The sequence below is a fragment of the Stenotrophomonas maltophilia group sp. msm1 genome (assembly GCF_032025805.1).
GTDB lineage: Bacteria > Pseudomonadota > Gammaproteobacteria > Xanthomonadales > Xanthomonadaceae > Stenotrophomonas > Stenotrophomonas hibiscicola.
The window spans coordinates 1-20,214 of the sequence record NZ_JAVSKH010000007.1 but is presented as its reverse complement, the minus strand read 5'-3'; the positions used below and the strand labels follow the sequence as shown (position 1 = coordinate 20,214).

The window sequence follows — 20,214 nt, the reverse complement described above, 5'->3', positions numbered from 1 at the left end:
GCAACCGGACTCCCCCCGCCATCCCCCGGATAGTCAGCTTTTGCCGTTGAAGTTGACGTTGATTCAGCGGGTGCAGGGCCGCAGGCCCTGCAGGCAAAACTCAGCTGCGCATGCCCACGCCACGGCGCAGCAGCCACAGCGCCAGCGCCGTCAGCACCACCACGAAACCGATCATCAGACCGTAGGCCACCGGCAGCGGTACATCGCTGCTGCCCAACAGGCCATAGCGGAACGCGTTGACCATGTAGAAGATCGGGTTGGCGTGCGTGGCCGCCTCGGCCCAGCCCGGCAGCAGCTTCACCGAATAGAACACGCCACCCAGATAGGTCAGCGGGGTCAGGATGAAGGTCGGCACGATCGCCACGTCATCGAACTTCTTCGCATACACCGCGTTGATGAAACCGGCCAGCGAGAAGATCGTCGCGCCCAGGATCACCGTGGTCAGCATCACCAGCGGGTGCGGGATGCGCACCGGGGTGAAGAACATCGCGATGATCAGCACGATCACGCCCACCATCAGGCCGCGCAGCACCGCGCCAGCCACATAGCCCCACAGGATCACCCAGTTCGGCATCGGGCTGACCAGCAGCTCTTCGACGTGGCGGCCGAATTTGGCGCCGAAAAACGAGGAGCTGATGTTGCCGTAGCTGTTCTGGATCACGCTCATCATCACCAGGCCCGGCACGATGAACTGCATGTAGGTGTAGCCGCCCATGTCACCCACGCGCGACCCGATCAGGTTGCCGAAGATGAGGAAGTACAGGGTCATGGTGATCGCCGGCGGCACCAGGGTCTGGCCCCAGATGCGCATGATGCGGGCGACTTCGCGGCGCACGATGGTCATCAGCGCGATGCGGTTGCGCTGGCCGTCGGTCAGCTCGGTGGTGCTCATGCGGGCTTCTCCATGTTGCCGGTGAGGCGCACGAACAGCTCCTCCAGGCGGTTGCTCTTGGTACGCATCGAACGCACGCGGATACCGGACGCGTTGAGCGTCGCAAACACGCGGTTGAGGTCCATCGCGCGTGGCATATCGATGTCCAGCGTGTGCGGGTCCGGGGCGGTCAGCGTCGCGCCCTCGATCACCGGCAGCTGCGCCGGCAGGTCACCGTCGATGTCCAGCAGGAAGCCTTCCACGTCCAGCTTGGCCAGCAGGGTGCGCATCGGCCCCTGTTCGACGATCTGGCCATGGTTGATGATCGCCAGGTGGCGGCACAGGTACTCGGCCTCTTCCAGGTAGTGCGTGGTGAGGATGATCGTGGTGCCGGCACCGTTGATCTCCTTCAGCACGCGCCACATGTCGCGGCGGATCTCGATGTCCACGCCGGCGGTCGGTTCGTCCAGGATCAGCAGGCGCGGGCGGGTCATCATCGCGCGGGCGATCATCAGCCGGCGCTTCATGCCGCCGGACAGCGTGCGGCTCATCACCTGTGCCTTTTCCCACAGGTGCGCGCGCTTCAGTTCCTCTTCGGCACGCTGCTCGGCTTCCTCGCGCGGCACGCCATAGAAGCCGGCGTAGTTCACCAGGATGTCGAAGGGCTTCTCGAACAGGTTGAAGTTGATTTCCTGAGGCACCAGCCCGATCAGGCGCATGGTCGCGCTGCGGTTGCGCACCAGGTCGCTGCCGAACACCTCCACCTGGCCCTCGCTGAGGTTGACCAGGGAGCTGATGATGCCGATCAGGGTCGACTTGCCGGCCCCGTTGGGGCCGAGCAGAGCGAAGAAGTCGCCCGGGGCCACTTCCAGGGAAACCCCCTTCAGGGCCTGGGTGCCGTTGTCGTAGGTCTTGCGCAGGTCGCGCACGCGCAGGGCGGGCGCCGTATCGTTCTGGGATGCCAAGCTCGAAGCCTTCGCGCCCATGGGCTGGCGCTGGAGAGGGGCGGGGAGGGGCTATTATAGAAGACCCCGAGGGCTTGCCCCGGCTACACACTGTCCCGAAAAGTCGTGCCTGTTCAATTCCCCCTCAAGCTGGTCGGCTGCCGCATGCTGGCCCCGACCGTCGGCCACTACCAGTTCGTGCGTGATGATGGACAGCCACTGGATTTCCAGCCCGGCCAGTTCATCCAGGTCCATTTCAGCTACGCCGACGGCACCGAAACCAAGCGCAGCTACTCGCTGGCGACCATCCACGACCATGCGCTGGGCCCGGGCGAGGCGGTGGATATCGCGGTCAGTTTCGTGCCCGGTGGTGCTGCCACGGCCCTGTTCGAGGCACTGGAGCCGGGCGGCCAGATCAGTGCGTCCGGCCCCTATGGCCGGTTCTGCCTGAATCCCGGTGACCACAACGCCCGTTACCTGCTGATCGCCACCGGTACCGGCGTTACCCCGTACCGTTCCATGCTGCCGCTGCTGGAAAAGGCCATGGCCGAACGCGATGTGCAGATCGTGCTGCTGCAGGGCGCGCGCAGCCCGGGCGAGCTGCTGTACAGCGAAGATTTCTACAGCTTCGCCGAAAAGCACGCGAACTTCCGTTATGTTCCGTGCCTGTCGCGCGAATTGCCGGCCGAACCGCACCCGGATGTACAGCACGGCTACGTGCAGCAGGCGCTGGCCGGTTTCACGCCGGACCCGGCCACCGACGTCGCCTACCTGTGCGGCAACCCGGACATGGTCGATGCCTGCGCCGAGCTGCTGAAGGCCGCCGGCCTGGGCAACCCGCAGATCCGCCGCGAGAAGTACGTCAGCAGCAAGTAGGTCCGGCTGGTGCCGGCCGCTGGCCGGCAACCCCACGAACCTGGTAGTGCCGGCCGCTGGCCGGCAATCCTGGAAACCGGAGGCGACCCCACGCCGCCCCCGGTACCCTGCCTTCAGTACTCGATCCAGGCATCACGCCAGGCAGAGCCGGTACCCGGACGGTAGGCCTCTGCATTGATGTTGCACCAGGCGCCTTCCGGGAACGGGCGGCAGGCATACAGCTTGCCGTCGGTGCCCTTCACCACGGTCTGGCCCGGCTTGTAGCTGCCGATACCCGCGGGGTATACGAAGTCGTAGTCGTCAGCCGGCGGCGGATCGATTGGATCGACCGGGCCCGGCAGGCGGGTATCGATCTGGAACAGGTTGCCCGGCTTCAGGTAGACGCGGTTCTCGGTGGCCGAGGCGACCGGCGTGATCACGCCGTTCCTCATTACGCCCACACGCGCCTGCTGTGCACTGGCGTTGACCTTGCGGGCCAGCGCCAGCGGCCACTGGTTCGCAGCGGTCTGGCCTGCGGCCAGGGTGATCTCCGGACGCTCCAGATCATTGCCCTGGGCGTTGAACACGCGCAGCGTCAGGGTGGTGCCTTCTTCCAATGCACCGCGGGCGGTGACCGGGCCGGCGTCCTGCCACTGCGGCGGCGGTTCAACGCCACCACCGCCTTCGAAGCGCACATCCGCGCAGGTATAGAACGCTTCACCGGAATCCGAGCGCTGCCAGGTGTTGTAGATGATGTGCTGGCCGCTGCGCTTGGGCAGCGGGCAATCCAGCTTGTAGACGTCGCCGGAGACCGGCACGTTGCCCAGCGTGCAGAATTCCTGCAGGTCGGCCCAGCGCAGCGGGCTGCCCGGCTGCCAGCCGTCGCGGGTGACGTAGAACTTCCACTCGCGGGTAGCATGCGGGGCCGGTGCCTTGAACTCGAAGGTGTAGCGCCCGCGCGAATCGGCGCGGATCGGCGAGGTCGGCCAGTCACTGCGGTTCAGATCGAGGCCGCGGTACTTGCTGTTGCCGCCGCTGCACAACTCGCCATCTGGAACCACCGCTTGATGGTTGCCGTTGGCGTTGGCCTGGTTGACACCGGCCCAGTCGTAGAACGGCTGGGCGCCGCCGATGGCCTTGGCGGCGGCGCAGGCCGGGTTGGTCGGATTCTCCGGATTGCCCTCGTGGCACTGCTTCACGCGGCTGAGCGGCTTGGACAGGGTGCCGTGGGCGAAGGCGTTGCCGGACAAGGCCAGGCCGGCGACGACGGACAGTGCGAAGACTGCCCGATGGGACAGGTGCATGCAGAGACTCCTTTGCGAGGTGTGGGAAACCTCAAGGAGTCTTCACATGCAGATGCGCCGGCAACATCGGACAAGTTTGAAATCGATGGCGGCTGTGTTCGATCTGCAACACGGTGCTTACTTTGCCGTCATCCGGGCGAAAGGCGGTGCATTGTGCACCGCCTCCCGCATCACTGCCTCAGTACGCGATCCACGCATCGCGCCAGGCCGCGCCCACGCCCGGCCGGTAGGCCTCGGCATTGACGTTGCACCATGCACCTTCCGGGAACGGGCGGCAGGCATACAGCTTGCCGTCGCTGCTCTTCACCACGGTCTGGCCCGGCACATAGCTGCCGATGCCCGCCGGGTACACGTGGTCGAAATCACCACCCGGCGATGGTGTACCCGGGTCGGGCACCTGGGTATCGAGCTGGAAGCGGTTGCCATCCTTCAGGTACACGCGGTTGGCGGTGGCCGAGGCCGTCGGCGTGATTGCACCATTGGCCAGCACGCCCACGCGCGCATGCTGGGCACTGGCATTGACCTTGCGGGCCAGCGCCAAGGGCCATTGCGCGGCCGAGGTCTGGCCGCTGGCCAGCGTCGCTTCCACACGTTCGACATCGTTGCCGCTGGCATTGAACACGCGCAGTGCCAGCGTCGTACCGACCGGCAATTCACCGCGGGCGGTGACCGGGCCGGCATCCTGCCATTGCGGTGCCGGCGTCGTACCACCGCCGCCGCTTTCAAAGCGCACGTCCATGCAGGTGTAGAACGCCTCGGTCGAATCCGAGCGCTGCCAGGTGTTGTAGATCACATGCTGGCCGCTGCGCTGCGGCAGCGTGCACTGCAGCTTGTAGGTGCCATCGGCAGAGAGCGGTGTATTGCCCAGCGTGCAGAACTCCTGCAGGTCGGCCCAGCGCAACGGGCTGCCCGGTTGCCAGCCGTCGCGGGTGACGAAGAAGCGCCAGTCGCGCGTGGCGTGCGGCGCGGTTGCCTTGAACACGAAGGTGAACCTGCCATTGGCATCGGCGTGGATCGGCGTGGTCTGCCAGTCACTGCGGTTCACGTCCAGGCCGCGGAAGGTCGGGTTGTTGCCGCTGCACAGCTTGCCGTCGGGCACCACGGCCTGATGGTTGCCGTTGGCGTTGGCCTGGTTGATGCCATTCCAGTCGTAGAACGCCTGTGAACCGCCAATCGCTTTTGCAGCGGCACAGGCCGGGTTGGTCGGATTCTCGGGATTGCCCTGGAAGCAGGCATAGACGCGGCTGACCGGCGTGGTCATCGTGCCGTGGGCGAACGCGTTGCCGGCCAGGCACAGGCCCGCAGCGGCGAACGAGGTGGCCAGCAACAGCGGTGTGGATCGGAATGACATGGCGCATCCTTGTGGTCGTCGAAAGGGAACGGTGACCGCAGGCGCTGCGCTGGGCGGCGGACTTTCGGCGGCACCAGGGCGAGTATCGAGTCGCACTGCAGGCGGCGGAACCATCGCAGTGCCGATCCGTGACTGCGCATGTGAAGCCCTTCCCGCAGGCTTCACGCAGGGCTGAACGGATGCGCTGGACGTCACGTGACCGGCGTGGCATCGATCACGTCATGGAGATCACGCGACGCAGTCCCGGTACCCACCCGATCTGCCTGGCACGAGAAACAGCCATGCGCGGCGTTGTGCAGCTGAACGAACGCCACCGACGGGTCGGCAGACAGTGCATCCAGGTGGTCGGCCACCTCGGTGCCCGCACAGACCTGGGCACCGCACATCAGCGCGGCGTGGTCATAGGCACGCATCGAGATCACCCGGCGCTGCACATACGGGGGCACCTCGCCCGGCGGCAGGACGCAACGGGTCACGCCGCGCTGCACGAAGATCGGGCCGGCGGCGCGGTACGGCGAATGCAGCGGCAGGTGGACGTGGGACAGCAGGAGCAGCTCGCTGCCAGGCGCGGGATCGCTCAGGCTGATCCGGCAGGGATGCCCGCCGTTGGCGCCGGCCCAGCGACGCTGGATGCCGAGCGCAGCGAGCGCGCAGTCGCTCATCTCGAACAGGTGCAGGAAGGGGCGATGGTCGATGCCACCGAGGTACCACGTGTGCATGGGTGTCTCCTGGGTCTGCGGCGGATTCTGCGCGTGCGCCGGCGGCCGTGCTCGCCGTTTTCAGACCCCGCATCGCCGTCAGGCCGGGGCACTGGCCCGTGGGGCGCTGCGGGTCGCCGCCGATGCCGCCCTGTGCCGACCAAGGCCGAGGGGCAGGACCGTCTGGTCTGCGCGCCGTTGGCGGCGGATTCGTCATTGCCCATCGCCGTCGGCGCGCTGCCCGTGTAAGTTGGGTCACATCTTCCGCGGCAGCCCGTCGTGGTTGCCAGGAACGTCTTCCAGGGGAAACGAGCACGATGCAAAGACTCCACCTCGCGTTGGCCGCAGCGTTGGCCAGCCTGATGCTTGCCGGTTGCAGCCAGCCGCCGTCACCCGGCGCCGAGGGCGCCACTGACGCACCCGGCCGCCGCTTCGGCACGATCGATTTCCAGCCCTGCACGCTGTCCACGGTAGGTGCCAGCGCCAACGTGGAGGCGCAGTGCGCCACCCTGCAGGTGCCGGAGGACCGGGCCCAGCCTGACGGTCGCCGGATCGGCCTGCGTATCGCCTGGCTGGAATCGGGCAGCAGCGGCGCCAGCCAGCCGGATCCGGTGTTCTTCCTGGCCGGCGGCCCCGGCCAGGCGGCCAGCGAGGTGGCGGTCATCGTCGATACTGCACTGCGTCAGGTGCGCAAACAGCGCGACGTGTTCCTGATCGACCAGCGCGGCACTGGCGGTTCCAGCCCGCTCAGCTGCCTGGGCGCGGACGGGAAGGAGCTGCCGATGGATGAGGATGCCGCGCCTTCCGAGGCATCGCTGCGCGACTACGCCCAGCGCTGTGCCGCATCGCTGCAGGGGCGTGCCGATGCGCGCTTCTACACCACCACCGAGGCGATCGCCGATCTGGATGCGGTGCGTGCGGCGCTCGGTGTGGACCAGCTCAACCTGGTTGGCGGCTCCTACGGTACCCGCGTGGCCCAGCGCTATGCGGGCACCTATCCACAGCACACCCGCAGCATCGTCATCGATGGCGTGGTGCCGAATGAGCTGGTGGTGGGCGGCGATTTCGCCAGGACATTCGAGGACGCGATCGCCCTGCAGTCGGCGCAGTGCCGCAAGGACGTTGCCTGCAGCAAGCGCTTCCCGACCGATACCCGTGCGCAGCTGCGCAGCGTGGTCGAGACCCTGCGCCGTGCACCGGTTCCGGTCGAGTATCGCGACCCCGGCACCTTCGGGACCCGGAAGGATGTGCTGACACCGGACAGCGTGGTGGGCCTGGCTTTTGCGTTTTCCTACGTACCCCAGTACGCCTCATTGCTGCCGCTGGTTCTTGATGAAGCCGCGCACGGCCGCTACGCGCCGCTCGCCTCGCTGGCACGCGGTGCGAACCGCAGCATGGATTTCCAGATCAACCGCGGGATGCATTGGTCGGTGATCTGCAGCGAAGATGCGCCGCGCTACCACGCGCCGGCCGAGGATCCCGAGCGGCTGTTTAGCAACGAGGTGGCCAGTGCGTTCTTCGCGGCCTGCCCGGTGTGGCCGCACCGTCCGGCACCGGCAGCCAATGCCGTGCCGCTGCGCAGTGACGTACCGGCGCTGCTGTTGTCTGGTGAACTGGACCCGGTGACCCCGCCGCGCTATGCCGAGCAGGTCCTCAAGGGCCTGCCCAATGGACGCGCGCTGGTCGCCCGTGGCCAGGGCCACGGCACGCTGACCGCCGGCTGCATGCCGCGCCTGCTCGGCCAGTTCATCGACACGACCGATGCCAAGGCGCTGGACGCCGGCTGCCTGGATACGCTGAGCTACGTGCCGGCGTTCACCTCGTTCAACGGATGGGAACCATGATCGTCGCCGACAACCTGCACAAGGCCTTCGACACCCGCACCGGCCGTATCCAGGCAGTGTCCAACGTCGGCTTCCGCGCCGAGGATGGCCGCATCACCGGCCTGCTGGGGCCCAACGGTGCCGGCAAGACCACCACCATGCGCATGCTGTACACGCTGATGACGCCCGATCAGGGCAGCATCACTGTCGACGGCATCGATGCGGCGCGCAATCCGGTGGAGGTGCGTCGCCACCTCGGCGTGCTGCCTGATGCGCGTGGCGTCTACAAGCGCCTGACTGCGCGCGAGAACATCGCCTACTTCGGCGAACTGCATGGCCTGTCGGCCGAGCGCATCCGCGAACGCATCGAGGTGCTGTCGCACGCGCTGGACATGGGGGACATCCTCGACCGCCAGACCGATGGCTTCTCGCAGGGCCAGCGCACCAAGACCGCGATTGCCCGCGCGCTGGTGCACGACCCTCGCAACGTCATTCTCGATGAACCGACCAACGGCCTGGACGTGATGACCACGCGCGCGCTGCGCCGCTTCCTGCTGGGCCTGCGCGAAGAGGGTCGCTGTGTGATCCTGTCCAGCCACATCATGCAGGAGGTGGCCGCGCTGTGCGATCACATCGTGATCATCGCCAAGGGCACGGTGATGGCCGCCGGCAGCGCCGACGAACTGCGTGCGCAGGCCGGCGAATCCAACCTGGAAGATGCGTTCGTGAAACTGATCGGCAGCGAAGAGGGCCTGCACGCATGAGCATGATGTCGACCCTGATGACGGTGATGCGCAAGGAGCTGCGTGACCTGTCGCGTGACCGCCGCACGCTGCTTCTGACCCTGCTGTTCGGGCCACTGCTGTACCCGGTGCTGCTGCTGGGCATGGGCAAGCTGGCCGAGAGCCGGGTGCGCACCCAGATCGAACAACCGCTGCAGATTCCGACCATCGGTGCGGACAACGCGCCGAACCTGGTGCGCTTCCTCGCCGCGCAGGGGCTGAACACCGCACCGGCACCGAAGGACCTGGCCGAGGCCATCCGCACCCAGGACATCGATGTGGCGCTGCGCATCAGCGATGAGTTCGGCAAGGACTGGGCCGAGGGCAAGCCGGCGCTGGTGGAGGTGATCAAGGACAGCACGCGTCGCGCGGCCGAAGTGCCCAGTGCACGCCTGGAGGCGGCGCTGGCCACCTACAACGGCCAGGTCGGTGCCTTGCGCCTGATGGCACGCGGCATCGACGCACAGGTGGCACGCCCGCTGGACGTGGCGCGCCAGGACCTGGCCAGTGCCGAGGCCAAGCGCGGCATGATCCTGTCGATGCTGCTGCCGGTACTGCTGACGCTGACCTCGTTCATCGGTGGCGCCTACCTGGTGATGGACGCCACGGCCGGCGAGCGCGAGCGGCAGTCACTGGAACCCTTGCTGGCCACGCCGGGCTCGCGCAGTGCGATCGTCAGCGGCAAGATCGCCGCCGCCTGCGTGGTCGGTTTCGTGTCGCTGCTGCTGACCCTGGTCGCGTTCAAGGTGAGCGCGCAGATCGCCCCCGGCAACATCGGCCGCCAGTTCAACATGAACGTCGGCTCGATGCTGCAGATGCTGCTGGTGATGTTGCCGATGCTGCTGATCGGCACCTCGCTGCTGACCTTCCTGTCGGCTGCGGCCAAGAGCATGAAGGAAGCGCAGAGCCACATGACCTGGCTGATGCTGCTGCCGATGCTGCCTGGCTACGCCCTGGTGGCCTATCCGCTGAAGAGCGAGATGTGGCAGTACGCCGTGCCGTTCCTGTCGCAGAACCAGATGCTGCTGAAGGTGATCCGCCACGAGACCATCACCCCGACGGTCTGGGCGATCTACCTCGGCGCCAGCCTCGGCCTGGCCGCCGTACTGTGGTTCGCCGCCGTGCGCCGCTACCACAACGAGCGCCTGGCCATCTCCGGCTGACCGCCACGGGTAGCGCCGGGCCATGCCCGGCGGATATGAAACGAGGCCCGGTCATTCCGGGCCTCGTTGTTTTCAGGATTGTGTTGCCTGCCAAGCGGCGAAGCGCTGAGCGATCACCGGTGCCAGTCGGTCGAAGTTTTCCCAGGTGTCGGCGACGTGGTACAGCGAAATGACGTGGGCCCCCAGCTGTGCCTCATAGTCTTCGAGATACTGGCCATTCTCGAGGTCGTAGTACACAGCAGTGAACGTGTTGGCTTCATCACTGATCAGAGCGTCTACGAATTTGCCGTCGCTGCATTGAAGCAGGAACAGGCCCGGCGTCGTACTACGTTCCCGCAGCGCCTGCAGGTCTTCTTCTGCGTCCTCGGCGAGTTCCGCGCTTGCCATTCCCTGTAGCAGCAGCCACGCCAGGTACATGCCAATGTGAGTAGCCCCAGCCTCTGCAGGAAGATCCGCGGGGAAATCACCGCCGGAATGCCAGCTGGCGTCGTCGTACTTCATCTGTTCTTTCCTTGAGATCGACAGCGAGCTTGGGAGGTGCGGAAAGGCGGCGGAAGTGCCGAATGCGTCAGCCTCTTCTATACCGCGCAGGCGTCACACCCATCTCGCGCTTGAACACGGCGATGAACGAACTGGGCGTGTCGTAGCCCATCGACAGGGCGACGCTGATCACGGGTTCGCCCGCCAGCAGGAGTGGCAGCGACAGCAGCACGCGCAGGCGCTGCCGCCACTGGCTCAAGGCCATGCCAGTTTCGGCCTGCCAACGGCGGGCGAGACTGCGGCTGGACAGTCCGCTGGTGGCTGCCCACGCTTCGACGCTGCGAAGGTCGTCCGGCGACCGTGCCAGCGCCGCCGCGATCCGCCGCAACCGTCGATCCTGCGGTTGTGGCAGGGCAAGTGGCAAGGGAGTGCTGGCACGGATCTCATCGGCGATGACGCCGGCCAGGCGTGCCTGCGCAGCGTCCAGTGCCTGATGCGGCCAGCGCAGTGCCCGCGTCACCGCCGCCTGCAACAGCACATCGGGTTGGAAAATGCGGGGCAGCGGGGGCAGATCCAGGCCGGTATCGGCGCGGACGTACAGGCTCCAGCCATCGAATGCGTCTGCCCCTACCAGGGCGTGGGGCAGCAAGGGCGGTATCCAGGCAACATGCCCCGCCGGCAGCAGCCAGTGCAGGTCGCCGGCCTCGATCCGCAGCAGGCCGTGGTGGGCACCCAGCAACTGGCCGCGCACGTGCTGGTGGCGCGCGGTGCGCCGCCTTCCGGGCACGCGCAGCTGGCCGGCCAGCACGATGGGGCCGTCGTCGGCGTCCGCCAATGCCGGATCAATCAAGCCGGTCGGTGTCTGATCTGCCATATCCATTGGCAGTTATACGGCAGAAGCGCCGATCCGCGCGCGCCACACTGGGCGCCCATTCCAACACGAGCCGCCCCGATGCAGCCCCAGGACATTCTTCCCGACCATCAGAACGACGTGCAGGTAAACGGCCTCATCGTGCGCAAGGGCAGCGTGGGCGCCTTCCTCGCCAGCGTCCGTGACTGGCAGGACCCCGCCAGCGATGACGCCACCCGCGCCACCGCCGAAGCAGATCTGCGTGGGCTGCTGCCGGGCCTGCATGCGCTGGGCCTGTTCCAGGTGCTGGCCGCGCGCGATCCGGCACTGCAACGCCTGATTGACAGCCTCTCCTGAAGCGGACACGGCCCGGAGATGCCGGGCCGTGTGGTCATTTTGGGGCGGAAACGACTTAATCCCCCCCCGTCCCCTTTTCTGCGGTCAGCCGCCTGGCGCGAACACCAGGGTGCGGCGGGTGGTGACCGGCGCGCTGACCGGCTCGAAGCGCCAGCGCTTGACTGCGTTCAGGGCTTCGCGGTCGAAGGTGCGGCCGGAGGTTGCGCGCAGCACGCGGGCGTTGACCACCGAGCCGTCGGTACCGACCGTGATCTCCACCAGCACTTCGCCCGACGTTCCCGAACGCAGTGCCTCGGCCGGATAGCGCGGCGCCGGCGTACTGATCGGGCGCAGGGTGGGCGCGGCGGCAGCCGCGGCCTGGCGCGCCGCGCTGGCCTGCTGGGCCGCGGCCTGCTGCTGCTTCTGTTCGGCTTCGCGGCGTGCGGCGGCCTGGCGCTCGGCTTCCTGGCGTTCGTTGTCGCGGCGTGCGGCGTCCTGCTGGGCAGCGATCTGCTTGGCCGCGTCGGCTTCCTTGGCGCGTTGTTCGGCCAGGCGCTGCTGTTCGATCTGCTGCTTGCTGCGCTCCTCGGCGTCCTTCTTTGCCTTCTCCGCTTCGGTCTCGGTGCGCTTGGCCGCGTTTTCCACGCCCTTGGACAGACCGTCCTTCAGGCGCGGCAGGGCGGGCGCGGAGGCATCCACCTTCTCGATCAGTGCCACCAGGCGCTGTGCTTCGGTGTAGTCCTCGCGGCCCAGGTGCTGCTCGGCGGCGATCAGGGTGTAGGGCAGCAGGTCGGTCAGCGCGCTCTTCACCGAGGCGTCGTCCGGGGTCTTGTCGCGCAGGGCGAGGTAGTACTCGATGGCATTGTCGCCGGCCGGCGCGTACATGCGGTTCTCGCGCAGGGCCTGGCTGGCCGACTCACGCAGCTGCTCGGTGCCCATCGACTGCACCTTGGCGGCGACCACCGGTGCGGCCGGTGCAGCGGCGTTGGGGGCGGCGGCCGGAGCCGGTGCTGCGGATTCTTCCTTGCCCGAGCAGGCGGCCAGCGCCAGTGCCAAAGCAACCGGCAGCCACCGGCGCGCGGCGGTGATCGTTGAGACGTGCGACATCCTGCTCCCCTCTAGAAGACGACGTGACGTAAATCATTGATATGCATGGCCGGGACCCGTGGTCCAGGCGCGGCAGGGTGGCGTTTCCCGACGCCACCGCCGGCAACGGCGAGGATGCAATCTAGCATCCCGGCCACCGCCCCGCACAAGGGGTGGTGGCCGGGTGGGGCCGCAGTGATCATGTCGTGGCCGGCGGCGACCTCAGTGGTCGTGTGCCTTGTCGTGCGACTTGCTGTGGCCGTTGGACATCAGCTTGTCGGTCCAGGCGATGCCGATCGCCGACAGGATGAACACGCAGTGGATGATGGTCTGCCACAGCACACCTTCCTGGGTCATGGTCGTGCAGGTATCGACGCCAGCGTTGTAGAAACTGGTCGACGCCGAAGACACTGCCGCTGCCCATTGTTCCGGTTTGCACAGCGGCAGTCCCTTCAACGCGCTGGTGGCGATGAAGGTCTTCAGCAGGTGGATCGAGGAGATGCCGATGATCGCCATCGCCAGCTTCACCTTCAGCACGCTGGCGTTGACGTGGCTCAGCCATTCCGGCTGGTCCGGGTGGCCTTCCAGGCGCAGGCGCGAGACGAAGGTTTCATAGCCGCCGACGATCACCATCACCAGCAGGTTGGAGATCATCACCACGTCGATCAGGCCCAGCACGATCAGCATGATCTGCTGTTCGCCCATCGACACCGAGTGGGACAGCAGGTGCCACAGTTCCTTGCCGAACAGGAACACGTAGACGCACTGGGCAAGGATCAGGCCCAGGTACAGCGGCAGCTGCAGCCAGCGCGAGGCGAAGATCAGCGAGGACAACGGGGACAAGGGACGAGGACTGTGGCTCATGCAGGACAGTGCGTTTCGGGGGAGCCGCGAGGTTACCGGCCCGCCATGACGGTGCCAACCCAACTCACGCACTAGACTTCAGGTTCCTTTCCGCACCCCGAGCCGCCGCCATGATCGACCTGTATTACTGGCCCACCCCGAACGGCCACAAAGTGACCCTGCTGCTGGAGGAAGCCGGCCTGGAGTACCGCATCCATCCGGTCAACATCGGCTCGGGCGACCAGTTCAAGCCGGAATTCCTGGCCATCTCGCCGAACAACAAGATGCCGGCCATCGTCGACCATGCCCCGGCCGATGGCGGTGCTCCCCAGAGTGTGTTCGAGTCCGGCGCGATCCTGCTGTACCTGGCCGAGAAGACCGGCCGCTTCCTGCCCAGCGACGCGCGTGGCCGCGTGACCACCCTGGAATGGCTGTTCTGGCAGATGGCGGGCCTGGGCCCGATGAGTGGCCAGATGGGCCACTTCAACGTGTACGCGCCGGAGAAGATTCCCTATGCCATCGAGCGCTACGACAACGAGGTGCGCCGCCTGCACGGGGTGATGGACAAGCGCCTGGCCCAGCACGCCTTCCTGGCCGGCGATGAGTACACCATCGCCGACATGGCCAGCTACCCGTGGGTCGGCGCCTACGACACGCAGCCGGTGGACTTCGCCGCGTTCCCGAACCTCAAGCGCTGGCATGAAGCGATTGCCGCACGCCCGGCCACCCAGCGCGCCTATGCCCTGCGCCAGCAGGTGAACCCCAACGCCGGCAAGCCGCTCAGCGACGAAGAGCGCAAGCATCTGTTCGGCCAGCGCTGACCCCGGCATCTGAAGGTGGGTGCCGACCGTTGGTCGGCACTCGTCCGCACTGCTATGGGCAGAAGGTCATGCTGCCTTCCCGCACGGGCTTGGTTAGGATGGGGGACGACCGCTCCGCGTCCATCGCGGGGGCGGACCTGCCGTTTGCCGGGACCCTCCATGCGCCACCTGTTCGCTTCGCTCGCCCTCATGCTTGCCACCACAACCGCTGCCCACGCTGAAAAGCTGACCCTGGAAGCCATCACCGGTCCGCTGCCGCTGTCCGGCCCGACCTTGATGAAGCCCAAGGTGGCACCGGACGGATCCCAGGTCAGCTTCCTGCGCGGCAAGGACAGCGACCGAAACCAGCTGGACCTGTGGACCTACGACATCGGTAGCGGCCAGACCCGGCTGCTTGTTGATTCCAAGGTGGTGCTGCCCGGCACCGAGACCCTCAGCGACGAGGAAAAGGCACGCCGCGAGCGCCAGCGCATCGCCGCGATGACCGGCATCGTTGATTACCAGTGGTCGCCGGACGCGCAGCGCCTGCTGTTCCCGCTGGGCGGCGAACTCTACCTGTACGACCTCAAGCAGCAGGGCCAGGCGGCCGTGCGCCAGCTGACCCACGGTGAAGGTTTCGCCACCGACGCCAAGCTGTCGCCCAAGGGCGGTTTCGTCAGCTTCATCCGCGGCCGCAACCTGTGGGTGATCGACCTGGCCAATGGCAAGCAGCTGCAGCTGACCCACGACGGCAGCACCACCATCGGCAACGGCGTGGCCGAGTTCGTCGCCGATGAGGAGATGGATCGCCACACCGGCTACTGGTGGGCGCCGGATGATTCGGCCATTGCCTTTGCCCGCATCGATGAATCGCCGGTGCCGGTACAGAAGCGCTACGAGGTCTATGCCGACCGCACCGACGTGATCGAGCAGCGTTACCCGGCCGCCGGCGACGCCAACGTGCGCGTGCAGCTGGGCGTGATCGCACCGGCCGCCGATGCGCAGCCGCGCTGGGTCGACCTCGGCAGGGAACAGGATATCTACCTGGCCCGCGTCGATTGGCGCGATCCGCAGCACCTGAGTTTCCAGCGCCAGTCGCGTGACCAGAAGCAGCTGGACCTGGTGGAAGTGGCGCTCGACTCCAACCGCCAGCGCGTGCTCGCCCACGAGACCAGCCCGACCTGGGTGCCGCTGCATAACAGCCTGCGCTTCCTGGAAGACGGCAGCGTGCTGTGGTCGTCCGAGCGTACCGGCTTCCAGCACCTGTACCGCATCGACAGCAAGGGCAAGACCACCGCGCTGACCCACGGCAACTGGCCGGTGGACGAACTGCTGGCGGTTGATGAGAAGGCCGGCAAGGCCTACTTCCGCGCCGGCATCGAAACCTCGCGCGAAAGCCAGATCTACGCGGTATCGCTGCAGGGCGGCGAGCCCCAGCGCCTGTCCAAGGCACCGGGCATGCACAGCGCCACGTTCGCCCGCAATGCCAGCGTCTATGTCGACAGCTGGTCCAACAGCACCACGCCGCCGCAGATCGAGCTGTTCCGCGCCAATGGCGAGAAGATCGCTACGCTGGTGGAGAACGACCTGGCCGATCCCAGGCACCCGTATGCGCGCTACCGCGACGCGCAGCGCCCGGTCGAGTTCGGCACGCTGACCGCCGCCGATGGCAAGACCCCACTGAACTACAGCCTGATCAAGCCGGCCGGCTTTGATCCGTCCAAGCGCTACCCGGTGGCGGTGTATGTCTATGGCGGCCCGGCCAGCCAGACCGTCACCGACAGCTGGCCCGGCCGCGGTGATCACCTGTTCAACCAGTACCTGGCCCAGCAGGGCTACGTGGTGTTCTCGCTGGACAACCGCGGCACCCCGCGCAGTGGCCGCGACTTCGGTGGTGCGCTGTACGGGAAGCAGGGCACGGTGGAAGTGACCGACCAGCTGCGCGGCGTGGCCTGGCTCAAGCAGCAGCCGTGGGTGGACCCGGCGCGCATTGGCGTGCAGGGCTGGTCCAACGGCGGTTACATGACCCTGATGCTGCTGGCCAAGGCCTCGAACCAGTACGCCTGCGGCGTGGCCGGTGCGCCGGTGACCGACTGGGGCCTGTACGACAGCCACTACACCGAACGCTACATGGATCTGCCGGCACGCAATGAAGCCGGTTATCGCGAAGCGCGCGTGCTGACCCATATCGACGGCCTGCGCTCGCCGCTGCTGCTGATCCACGGCATGGCCGACGACAACGTGCTGTTCACCAACTCGACCAGCCTGATGAGCGCGCTGCAGAAGCGTGCACAGCCGTTCGAGCTGATGACCTACCCGGGTGCCAAGCATGGCCTGTCGGGCGCCGATGCCCTGCATCGCTACCGCGTGGCCGAAGCCTTCCTGGGACGCTGCCTGAAACCCTGATCCGCAACCGGGAAGGAGCCCGCCGATGACCCTGCCACCGCCGATTCCCGCCCATCGCCAGACGTCCACCGGATGGTGGCGCCGCCACTGGCGCTGGGCGATGCCGCTGACGGTGGTGCTGGTGCTGGGTGGCGCCGGCGGCGTGGTGACCTGGAGCCTGTTGCGCTGGAGCGAGGCGGCACGCGAAAGTCCACCGATGCGCGAAGCGTTGCGCCGCGCGGGCTGCAGCATCGAACTGGTGGAAGCCTTCGGCGAGCCGCTGCATATCGAATCGATGCCGCTGGGCAGCATGCAGACCGCCATCAACGGCCAGCGCGACGTTGGCCTGACCGTTGCGCTGGAAGGGCCGCAGGCACGCGGGCGGTTGTTCGTGCAGGGCATCCGTCGTGACGATGTCTGGGACTACCCGGTGATGTACGTGCTGGCCGAAGACAAGCAGACCTTCGACCTGACGGCGCTGGATGATGATGAGGCTGCGCAGGAGTGCGAGCTGCAGGCCTGCCGTGATCGCGGCGAATGCCCGCTGACCGCCGCGTTGTGACCTCCCCGGGCAGGCGACTGCGGGACGTCGACCGGGTAGAGTCGACTGTCAGTCGACTGCTCTTCGGTCAGATAGCGAAACCCCCGCGCTGCGCGCGATAGTCGACTGACAGTCGACTCTACGCCGGCAGGCTTCCGCGGAGCCCCGGCTGCACAACCAGCCGCCATGACTTCCCGCCGATTGTCGCCATCGCCGTGAGCGCGTAGGGTGCGGGCAACCCCGTCCTGGAGTGCACCATGAAGCCGATTGCGTTCGCCGTTGCCCTGGCCCTGACTGCCGCACCGCTGCTGTCTGCGCCACCGGCGTTGGCCGCACCCGCCGCCAAGGCCGCTACCCCGGCCAGCCCGGCCTGGGTTGCCCGCAGCAATGCACTGGCGCAGATCCTGCTTGATGCACAAGGCCCGTTCCAGCCGGAGGAAACCGGCTTCTTCGGCGTTCCCGGCTACGACGACAAGGTCGCAGACCTTGGCCCGGACAACGGCAAGCGCTATCGCGCCGCGATGGCCAAAGCCCGCGATGAACTCAAGGCAAAGCTGGCCACCGAGAAGGATCCCAACGTCCGCCAGGACCTGGAGATCATGATCCACGCCGCCAGCCAGAACATCGAAGGCAGCGAGCTCAACGAGAAATACCTGCTGCCGTGGAGTGATGCGCCGCAGACCGTGTTCAGCGGCCTCAACCTGCTGCTGTCCGACCAGGTGCCGGCCGAGCGCCGGGCCAAGGCGATCGACCGCCTCAAGGCCTATGCCGGCCTGCAGCCGGGCGGCACCGCCTTCACCACGCTGGCCCGCCAGCGCTATGAAGAGCGCCTGAAGGACACCAGCCTGCTGCAGCCGACCAGGATCGAAGTGCAGCAGTCGCTGGACAACGTCGAGACCTACATCACCGGTATCGAGTCGCTGCTGAAGAAGTACCAAATCGCCGGCACCGATGAAGCAATGAAGGCCCTGGCCGGGCAGATGAAGGACTACGCCGCCTGGACCCGCAAGGACGTGCTGCCGAAGGCACGCACCGATGCGCGCCTGCCGGCGCCGCTGTACGCCTACCAGCTCAAGCAGGTCGGCATCGACATCGACCCGAAGCTGCTGATGCAGCGCGCGCAGCTGGAGTTCATGGAAACCCGCTCGGCGATGCAGCAGCTGGCGCCGCTGGTGGTGAAGGACAAGGGCCTGAAGGTGGCCGACCCGAGCGACCCGGTGGCGGTGATCCGCGCGCTGAAGGCCGACAAGATCGCCGACGACCATCTGGAAGGCCACTACCGCAAGGTGATCGACGCGATCGATCCGCTGATCCGCGAGCATGCCATCGTCGACGTGCCCCAGCGCGCCATGCAGATGCGCCTGGGTTCGGCCGCCGAGAGCGCGGCCAGTCCCGCGCCGCATTTCCTGCCGGCGCCGCTGGTCAACAACACCGGGCAGCAGGGCACCTTCGTGCTGCCGCTGGGCAACCCGGCAGCGGGCCCGGGCGCGCAGTACGACGACTTCAACTTCGGTGCGGCAGCATGGACGCTGAGCGCGCATGAAGGCCGCCCCGGCCACGAGCTCCAGTTCACCGCGATGGTCGAGCGTGGCGTGTCGCTGGCACGCACCATGTTCGCGTTCAATTCGGTGAACGTGGAAGGCTGGGCACTGTATGCCGAGGCCGAGATGGTGCCCTACGAACCGCTGGACGGTCAGATGATCGCCCTGCAGTTCCGCCTGCTGCGCGCCGCGCGCGCGATGCTGGACCCGATGCTCAACCTCGGCCTGACCGACCGCACCAACGGCGAGCGCGTGCTGATGGAGCAGGTCGGCCTGTCCAAGGCAATGGCCACCCAGGAACTGGACCGCTACATGGTGCGCATGCCGGGCCAGGCCGGCAGCTACTTCTACGGCTACACCCGCATCCTGGAACTGCGCATGCAGACCGAGCTGGCACTGGGTGCGAAGTTCGACCGCCTTGCGTTCAACAACTTCCTGCTCGACCAGGGCCTGCTGCCGCCGGACCAGCTGGCTGATGCGGTGAACAAGGTGTTCGTGCCGAAGTACCGGCAGAAATAATCGGTAGCGCCGGGCCATGCCCGGCGACAGGCTCAGAACACCAGTTCGGTGTGCAGCGGCAGGTCCGCTTCCCAGCGCGCGCGGCCGCCGAGGCCGTCCAGCTCGACCAGCACGCCGGCACCCACCACCTCGACACCCAGGCGGCGCACCAGCGACAACGCGGCGACCAGCGTGCCGCCCGTGGCCAGCACGTCGTCGATGATCGCCACGCGGGCACCGGCCGGCAGCGCATCGGCGTGCACTTCGATGCAGTCGCTGCGGTATTCGAGCGTGTATTCCTCGCGCAGCACCTGGCCCGGCAGCTTGCCCGGCTTGCGCACCGGCACGAAGCCCACCCCCAGTTCCAGCGCCATCGCGGCGCCGAGGATGAAGCCGCGCGATTCGATGCCCACCACGGCATCCAGCTTCTGGTCGCGCCAGCGGTCGGCCATCGCGGTGATGGCACCGCGGAAGTCCTCGCCATGGGCGAGCAGCGGCATGATGTCCTTGAAGAGGATGCCGGGCTTGGGGAAGTCGGCGATGTCGCGCAGGCGGGAGGCCCACTGCGGAGCGACGAGGGCGTCGGTCATGTCACGTTGGCTATCTGATGGCGGCATAGGGTACCTGTTCCGGGCGCCGGCTGCCTGTTGGGGTGTTCGGCCGGGCTGCGCCGGGCGCCTGCGGTAGTGCCGGCCGCTGGCCGGCAACCTCAACAGCAACAGCAACAGCGTGCATTCCGTGGGATGGCGGGGTGGGTCCGGCTGCGGGGGGCGCCGTAGATACGTCCGTGTAGGCTCGGTCGCGCCATCCATGGCGCTCACGCCCCCGCAACCGGACCCACCCCGCCTTCGACAGATTTCTGCGATCTGTCGGGCATTGCTTTCTGTAGATCCACGCCATGCGTGGATGAATCTTCATCGAAATCGAGTATTTCGAAGATTGAACGAAGAGCATCCACGCATGGCGTGGATCTACCGTGTCGACCAAGGTCGACACCTACCCACAGCAGCGGGAATCTGTCGGAGGTGGGGCGGTGTGGGGCTGCAGGACCGTTGGCGCCATG

Annotated in this window: 19 protein-coding genes; 9 read left to right on the top strand and 10 right to left on the bottom strand. The window is 67.0% G+C overall.

The annotated features are described in order from the left end of the window. Positions 1 to 100: 100 nt before the first annotated feature. Both ROV95_RS21445 and ROV95_RS21440 read right to left on the bottom strand, forming a co-directional pair. A complete protein-coding gene (locus ROV95_RS21445; protein ID WP_005411568.1) occupies positions 101 to 892 on the bottom strand; it encodes an ABC transporter permease in 792 nt (263 codons plus the stop codon). Beyond that, complete coding sequence (locus tag ROV95_RS21440) at positions 889 to 1,857, bottom strand: ABC transporter ATP-binding protein (RefSeq protein WP_019661681.1); 969 nt, start codon at positions 1,855 to 1,857, stop codon at positions 889 to 891. The genes ROV95_RS21445 and ROV95_RS21440 overlap by 4 nt, the downstream gene beginning before the upstream one ends. Positions 1,858 to 1,941: 84 nt before the next feature. Here ROV95_RS21440 and ROV95_RS21435 point away from each other — a divergent pair, with 84 nt between their 5' ends. Beyond that, entirely contained in the window at positions 1,942 to 2,691 is a 750-nt protein-coding gene (locus tag ROV95_RS21435) for a ferredoxin--NADP reductase (protein WP_312546340.1), read from the top strand. 113 nt (positions 2,692 to 2,804) lie between these two features. Here the strand turns inward: ROV95_RS21435 and ROV95_RS21430 are convergent, their stop codons facing one another. The 3 genes from ROV95_RS21430 to ROV95_RS21420 all read right to left on the bottom strand — a co-directional run bounded on the left by ROV95_RS21430 (position 2,805) and on the right by ROV95_RS21420 (position 6,044). Then, positions 2,805 to 3,974 carry a lytic polysaccharide monooxygenase gene (locus tag ROV95_RS21430; protein ID WP_312542647.1) on the bottom strand — a complete coding sequence of 390 codons (1,170 nt, stop codon included), beginning with the start codon at positions 3,972 to 3,974 and terminating at the stop codon, positions 2,805 to 2,807. 178 nt (positions 3,975 to 4,152) lie between these two features. Continuing rightward, entirely contained in the window at positions 4,153 to 5,325 is a 1,173-nt protein-coding gene (locus ROV95_RS21425) for a lytic polysaccharide monooxygenase (protein WP_312546339.1), read from the bottom strand. A gap of 191 nt (positions 5,326 to 5,516) precedes the next feature. Then, positions 5,517 to 6,044 carry a DUF1203 domain-containing protein gene (locus ROV95_RS21420; protein ID WP_312546338.1) on the bottom strand — a complete coding sequence of 176 codons (528 nt, stop codon included), beginning with the start codon at positions 6,042 to 6,044 and terminating at the stop codon, positions 5,517 to 5,519. A 296-nt stretch (positions 6,045 to 6,340) separates the two neighbouring features. On the opposite strand from ROV95_RS21420, the gene ROV95_RS21415 reads away from it, so the two are divergent. The 3 genes from ROV95_RS21415 to ROV95_RS21405 are packed head-to-tail and all read left to right on the top strand — an operon-like array spanning position 6,341 to position 9,791. Continuing rightward, positions 6,341 to 7,867: an alpha/beta fold hydrolase gene (locus ROV95_RS21415; protein WP_312546337.1), complete on the top strand. Its 1,527-nt coding sequence runs from the start codon at positions 6,341 to 6,343 to the stop codon at positions 7,865 to 7,867. Continuing rightward, complete coding sequence (locus tag ROV95_RS21410; protein ID WP_021203318.1) at positions 7,864 to 8,610, top strand: ATP-binding cassette domain-containing protein; 747 nt, start codon at positions 7,864 to 7,866, stop codon at positions 8,608 to 8,610. Before ROV95_RS21415 ends, ROV95_RS21410 begins: the two co-directional genes overlap by 4 nt. Continuing rightward, positions 8,607 to 9,791 carry an ABC transporter permease gene (locus ROV95_RS21405; RefSeq protein ID WP_058979100.1) on the top strand — a complete coding sequence of 395 codons (1,185 nt, stop codon included), beginning with the start codon at positions 8,607 to 8,609 and terminating at the stop codon, positions 9,789 to 9,791. Before ROV95_RS21410 ends, ROV95_RS21405 begins: the two co-directional genes overlap by 4 nt. Positions 9,792 to 9,863: 72 nt before the next feature. Here ROV95_RS21405 and ROV95_RS21400 read toward each other — a convergent pair whose 3' ends face one another. Next, positions 9,864 to 10,292, bottom strand: coding sequence for a hypothetical protein (locus tag ROV95_RS21400; protein WP_312542644.1), 429 nt, complete (start codon positions 10,290 to 10,292; stop codon positions 9,864 to 9,866). Between the two features lie 67 nt (positions 10,293 to 10,359). Further along, the gene (locus ROV95_RS21395; protein ID WP_312543797.1) at positions 10,360 to 11,145 is read right to left on the bottom strand and encodes a helix-turn-helix transcriptional regulator; all 786 of its coding nucleotides are present in this window, start codon (positions 11,143 to 11,145) and stop codon (positions 10,360 to 10,362) included. A 78-nt stretch (positions 11,146 to 11,223) separates the two neighbouring features. On the opposite strand from ROV95_RS21395, the gene ROV95_RS21390 reads away from it, so the two are divergent. Then, positions 11,224 to 11,478 (top strand): hypothetical protein, encoded by a 255-nt coding sequence (locus ROV95_RS21390; protein WP_134730910.1) that lies wholly within the window; start codon positions 11,224 to 11,226, stop codon positions 11,476 to 11,478. An 84-nt stretch (positions 11,479 to 11,562) separates the two neighbouring features. Here the strand turns inward: ROV95_RS21390 and ROV95_RS21385 are convergent, their stop codons facing one another. Both ROV95_RS21385 and ROV95_RS21380 read right to left on the bottom strand, forming a co-directional pair. Then, a complete protein-coding gene (locus ROV95_RS21385) occupies positions 11,563 to 12,564 on the bottom strand; it encodes an energy transducer TonB (protein WP_227853735.1) in 1,002 nt (333 codons plus the stop codon). A gap of 201 nt (positions 12,565 to 12,765) precedes the next feature. Continuing rightward, positions 12,766 to 13,407 carry a TIGR00645 family protein gene (locus tag ROV95_RS21380; RefSeq protein ID WP_019661669.1) on the bottom strand — a complete coding sequence of 214 codons (642 nt, stop codon included), beginning with the start codon at positions 13,405 to 13,407 and terminating at the stop codon, positions 12,766 to 12,768. A 110-nt stretch (positions 13,408 to 13,517) separates the two neighbouring features. Between ROV95_RS21380 and ROV95_RS21375 the strand changes: the two genes are divergently transcribed. The 4 genes from ROV95_RS21375 to ROV95_RS21360 all read left to right on the top strand — a co-directional run bounded on the left by ROV95_RS21375 (position 13,518) and on the right by ROV95_RS21360 (position 19,172). Then, positions 13,518 to 14,207, top strand: a complete 690-nt coding sequence (locus tag ROV95_RS21375; protein WP_312546336.1) for a glutathione binding-like protein — start codon at positions 13,518 to 13,520, stop codon at positions 14,205 to 14,207. 159 nt (positions 14,208 to 14,366) lie between these two features. Beyond that, positions 14,367 to 16,592 (top strand): S9 family peptidase, encoded by a 2,226-nt coding sequence (locus ROV95_RS21370; RefSeq protein ID WP_312546334.1) that lies wholly within the window; start codon positions 14,367 to 14,369, stop codon positions 16,590 to 16,592. A gap of 25 nt (positions 16,593 to 16,617) precedes the next feature. Next, the gene (locus ROV95_RS21365; RefSeq protein WP_019661666.1) at positions 16,618 to 17,133 is read left to right on the top strand and encodes a cytochrome c oxidase assembly factor Coa1 family protein; all 516 of its coding nucleotides are present in this window, start codon (positions 16,618 to 16,620) and stop codon (positions 17,131 to 17,133) included. A 236-nt stretch (positions 17,134 to 17,369) separates the two neighbouring features. Beyond that, the gene (locus tag ROV95_RS21360) at positions 17,370 to 19,172 is read left to right on the top strand and encodes a DUF885 domain-containing protein (protein WP_312546332.1); all 1,803 of its coding nucleotides are present in this window, start codon (positions 17,370 to 17,372) and stop codon (positions 19,170 to 19,172) included. Between the two features lie 32 nt (positions 19,173 to 19,204). Here the strand turns inward: ROV95_RS21360 and ROV95_RS21355 are convergent, their stop codons facing one another. Next, positions 19,205 to 19,741, bottom strand: coding sequence for an adenine phosphoribosyltransferase (locus ROV95_RS21355; protein WP_111202596.1), 537 nt, complete (start codon positions 19,739 to 19,741; stop codon positions 19,205 to 19,207). Positions 19,742 to 20,214: the final 473 nt, after the last annotated feature.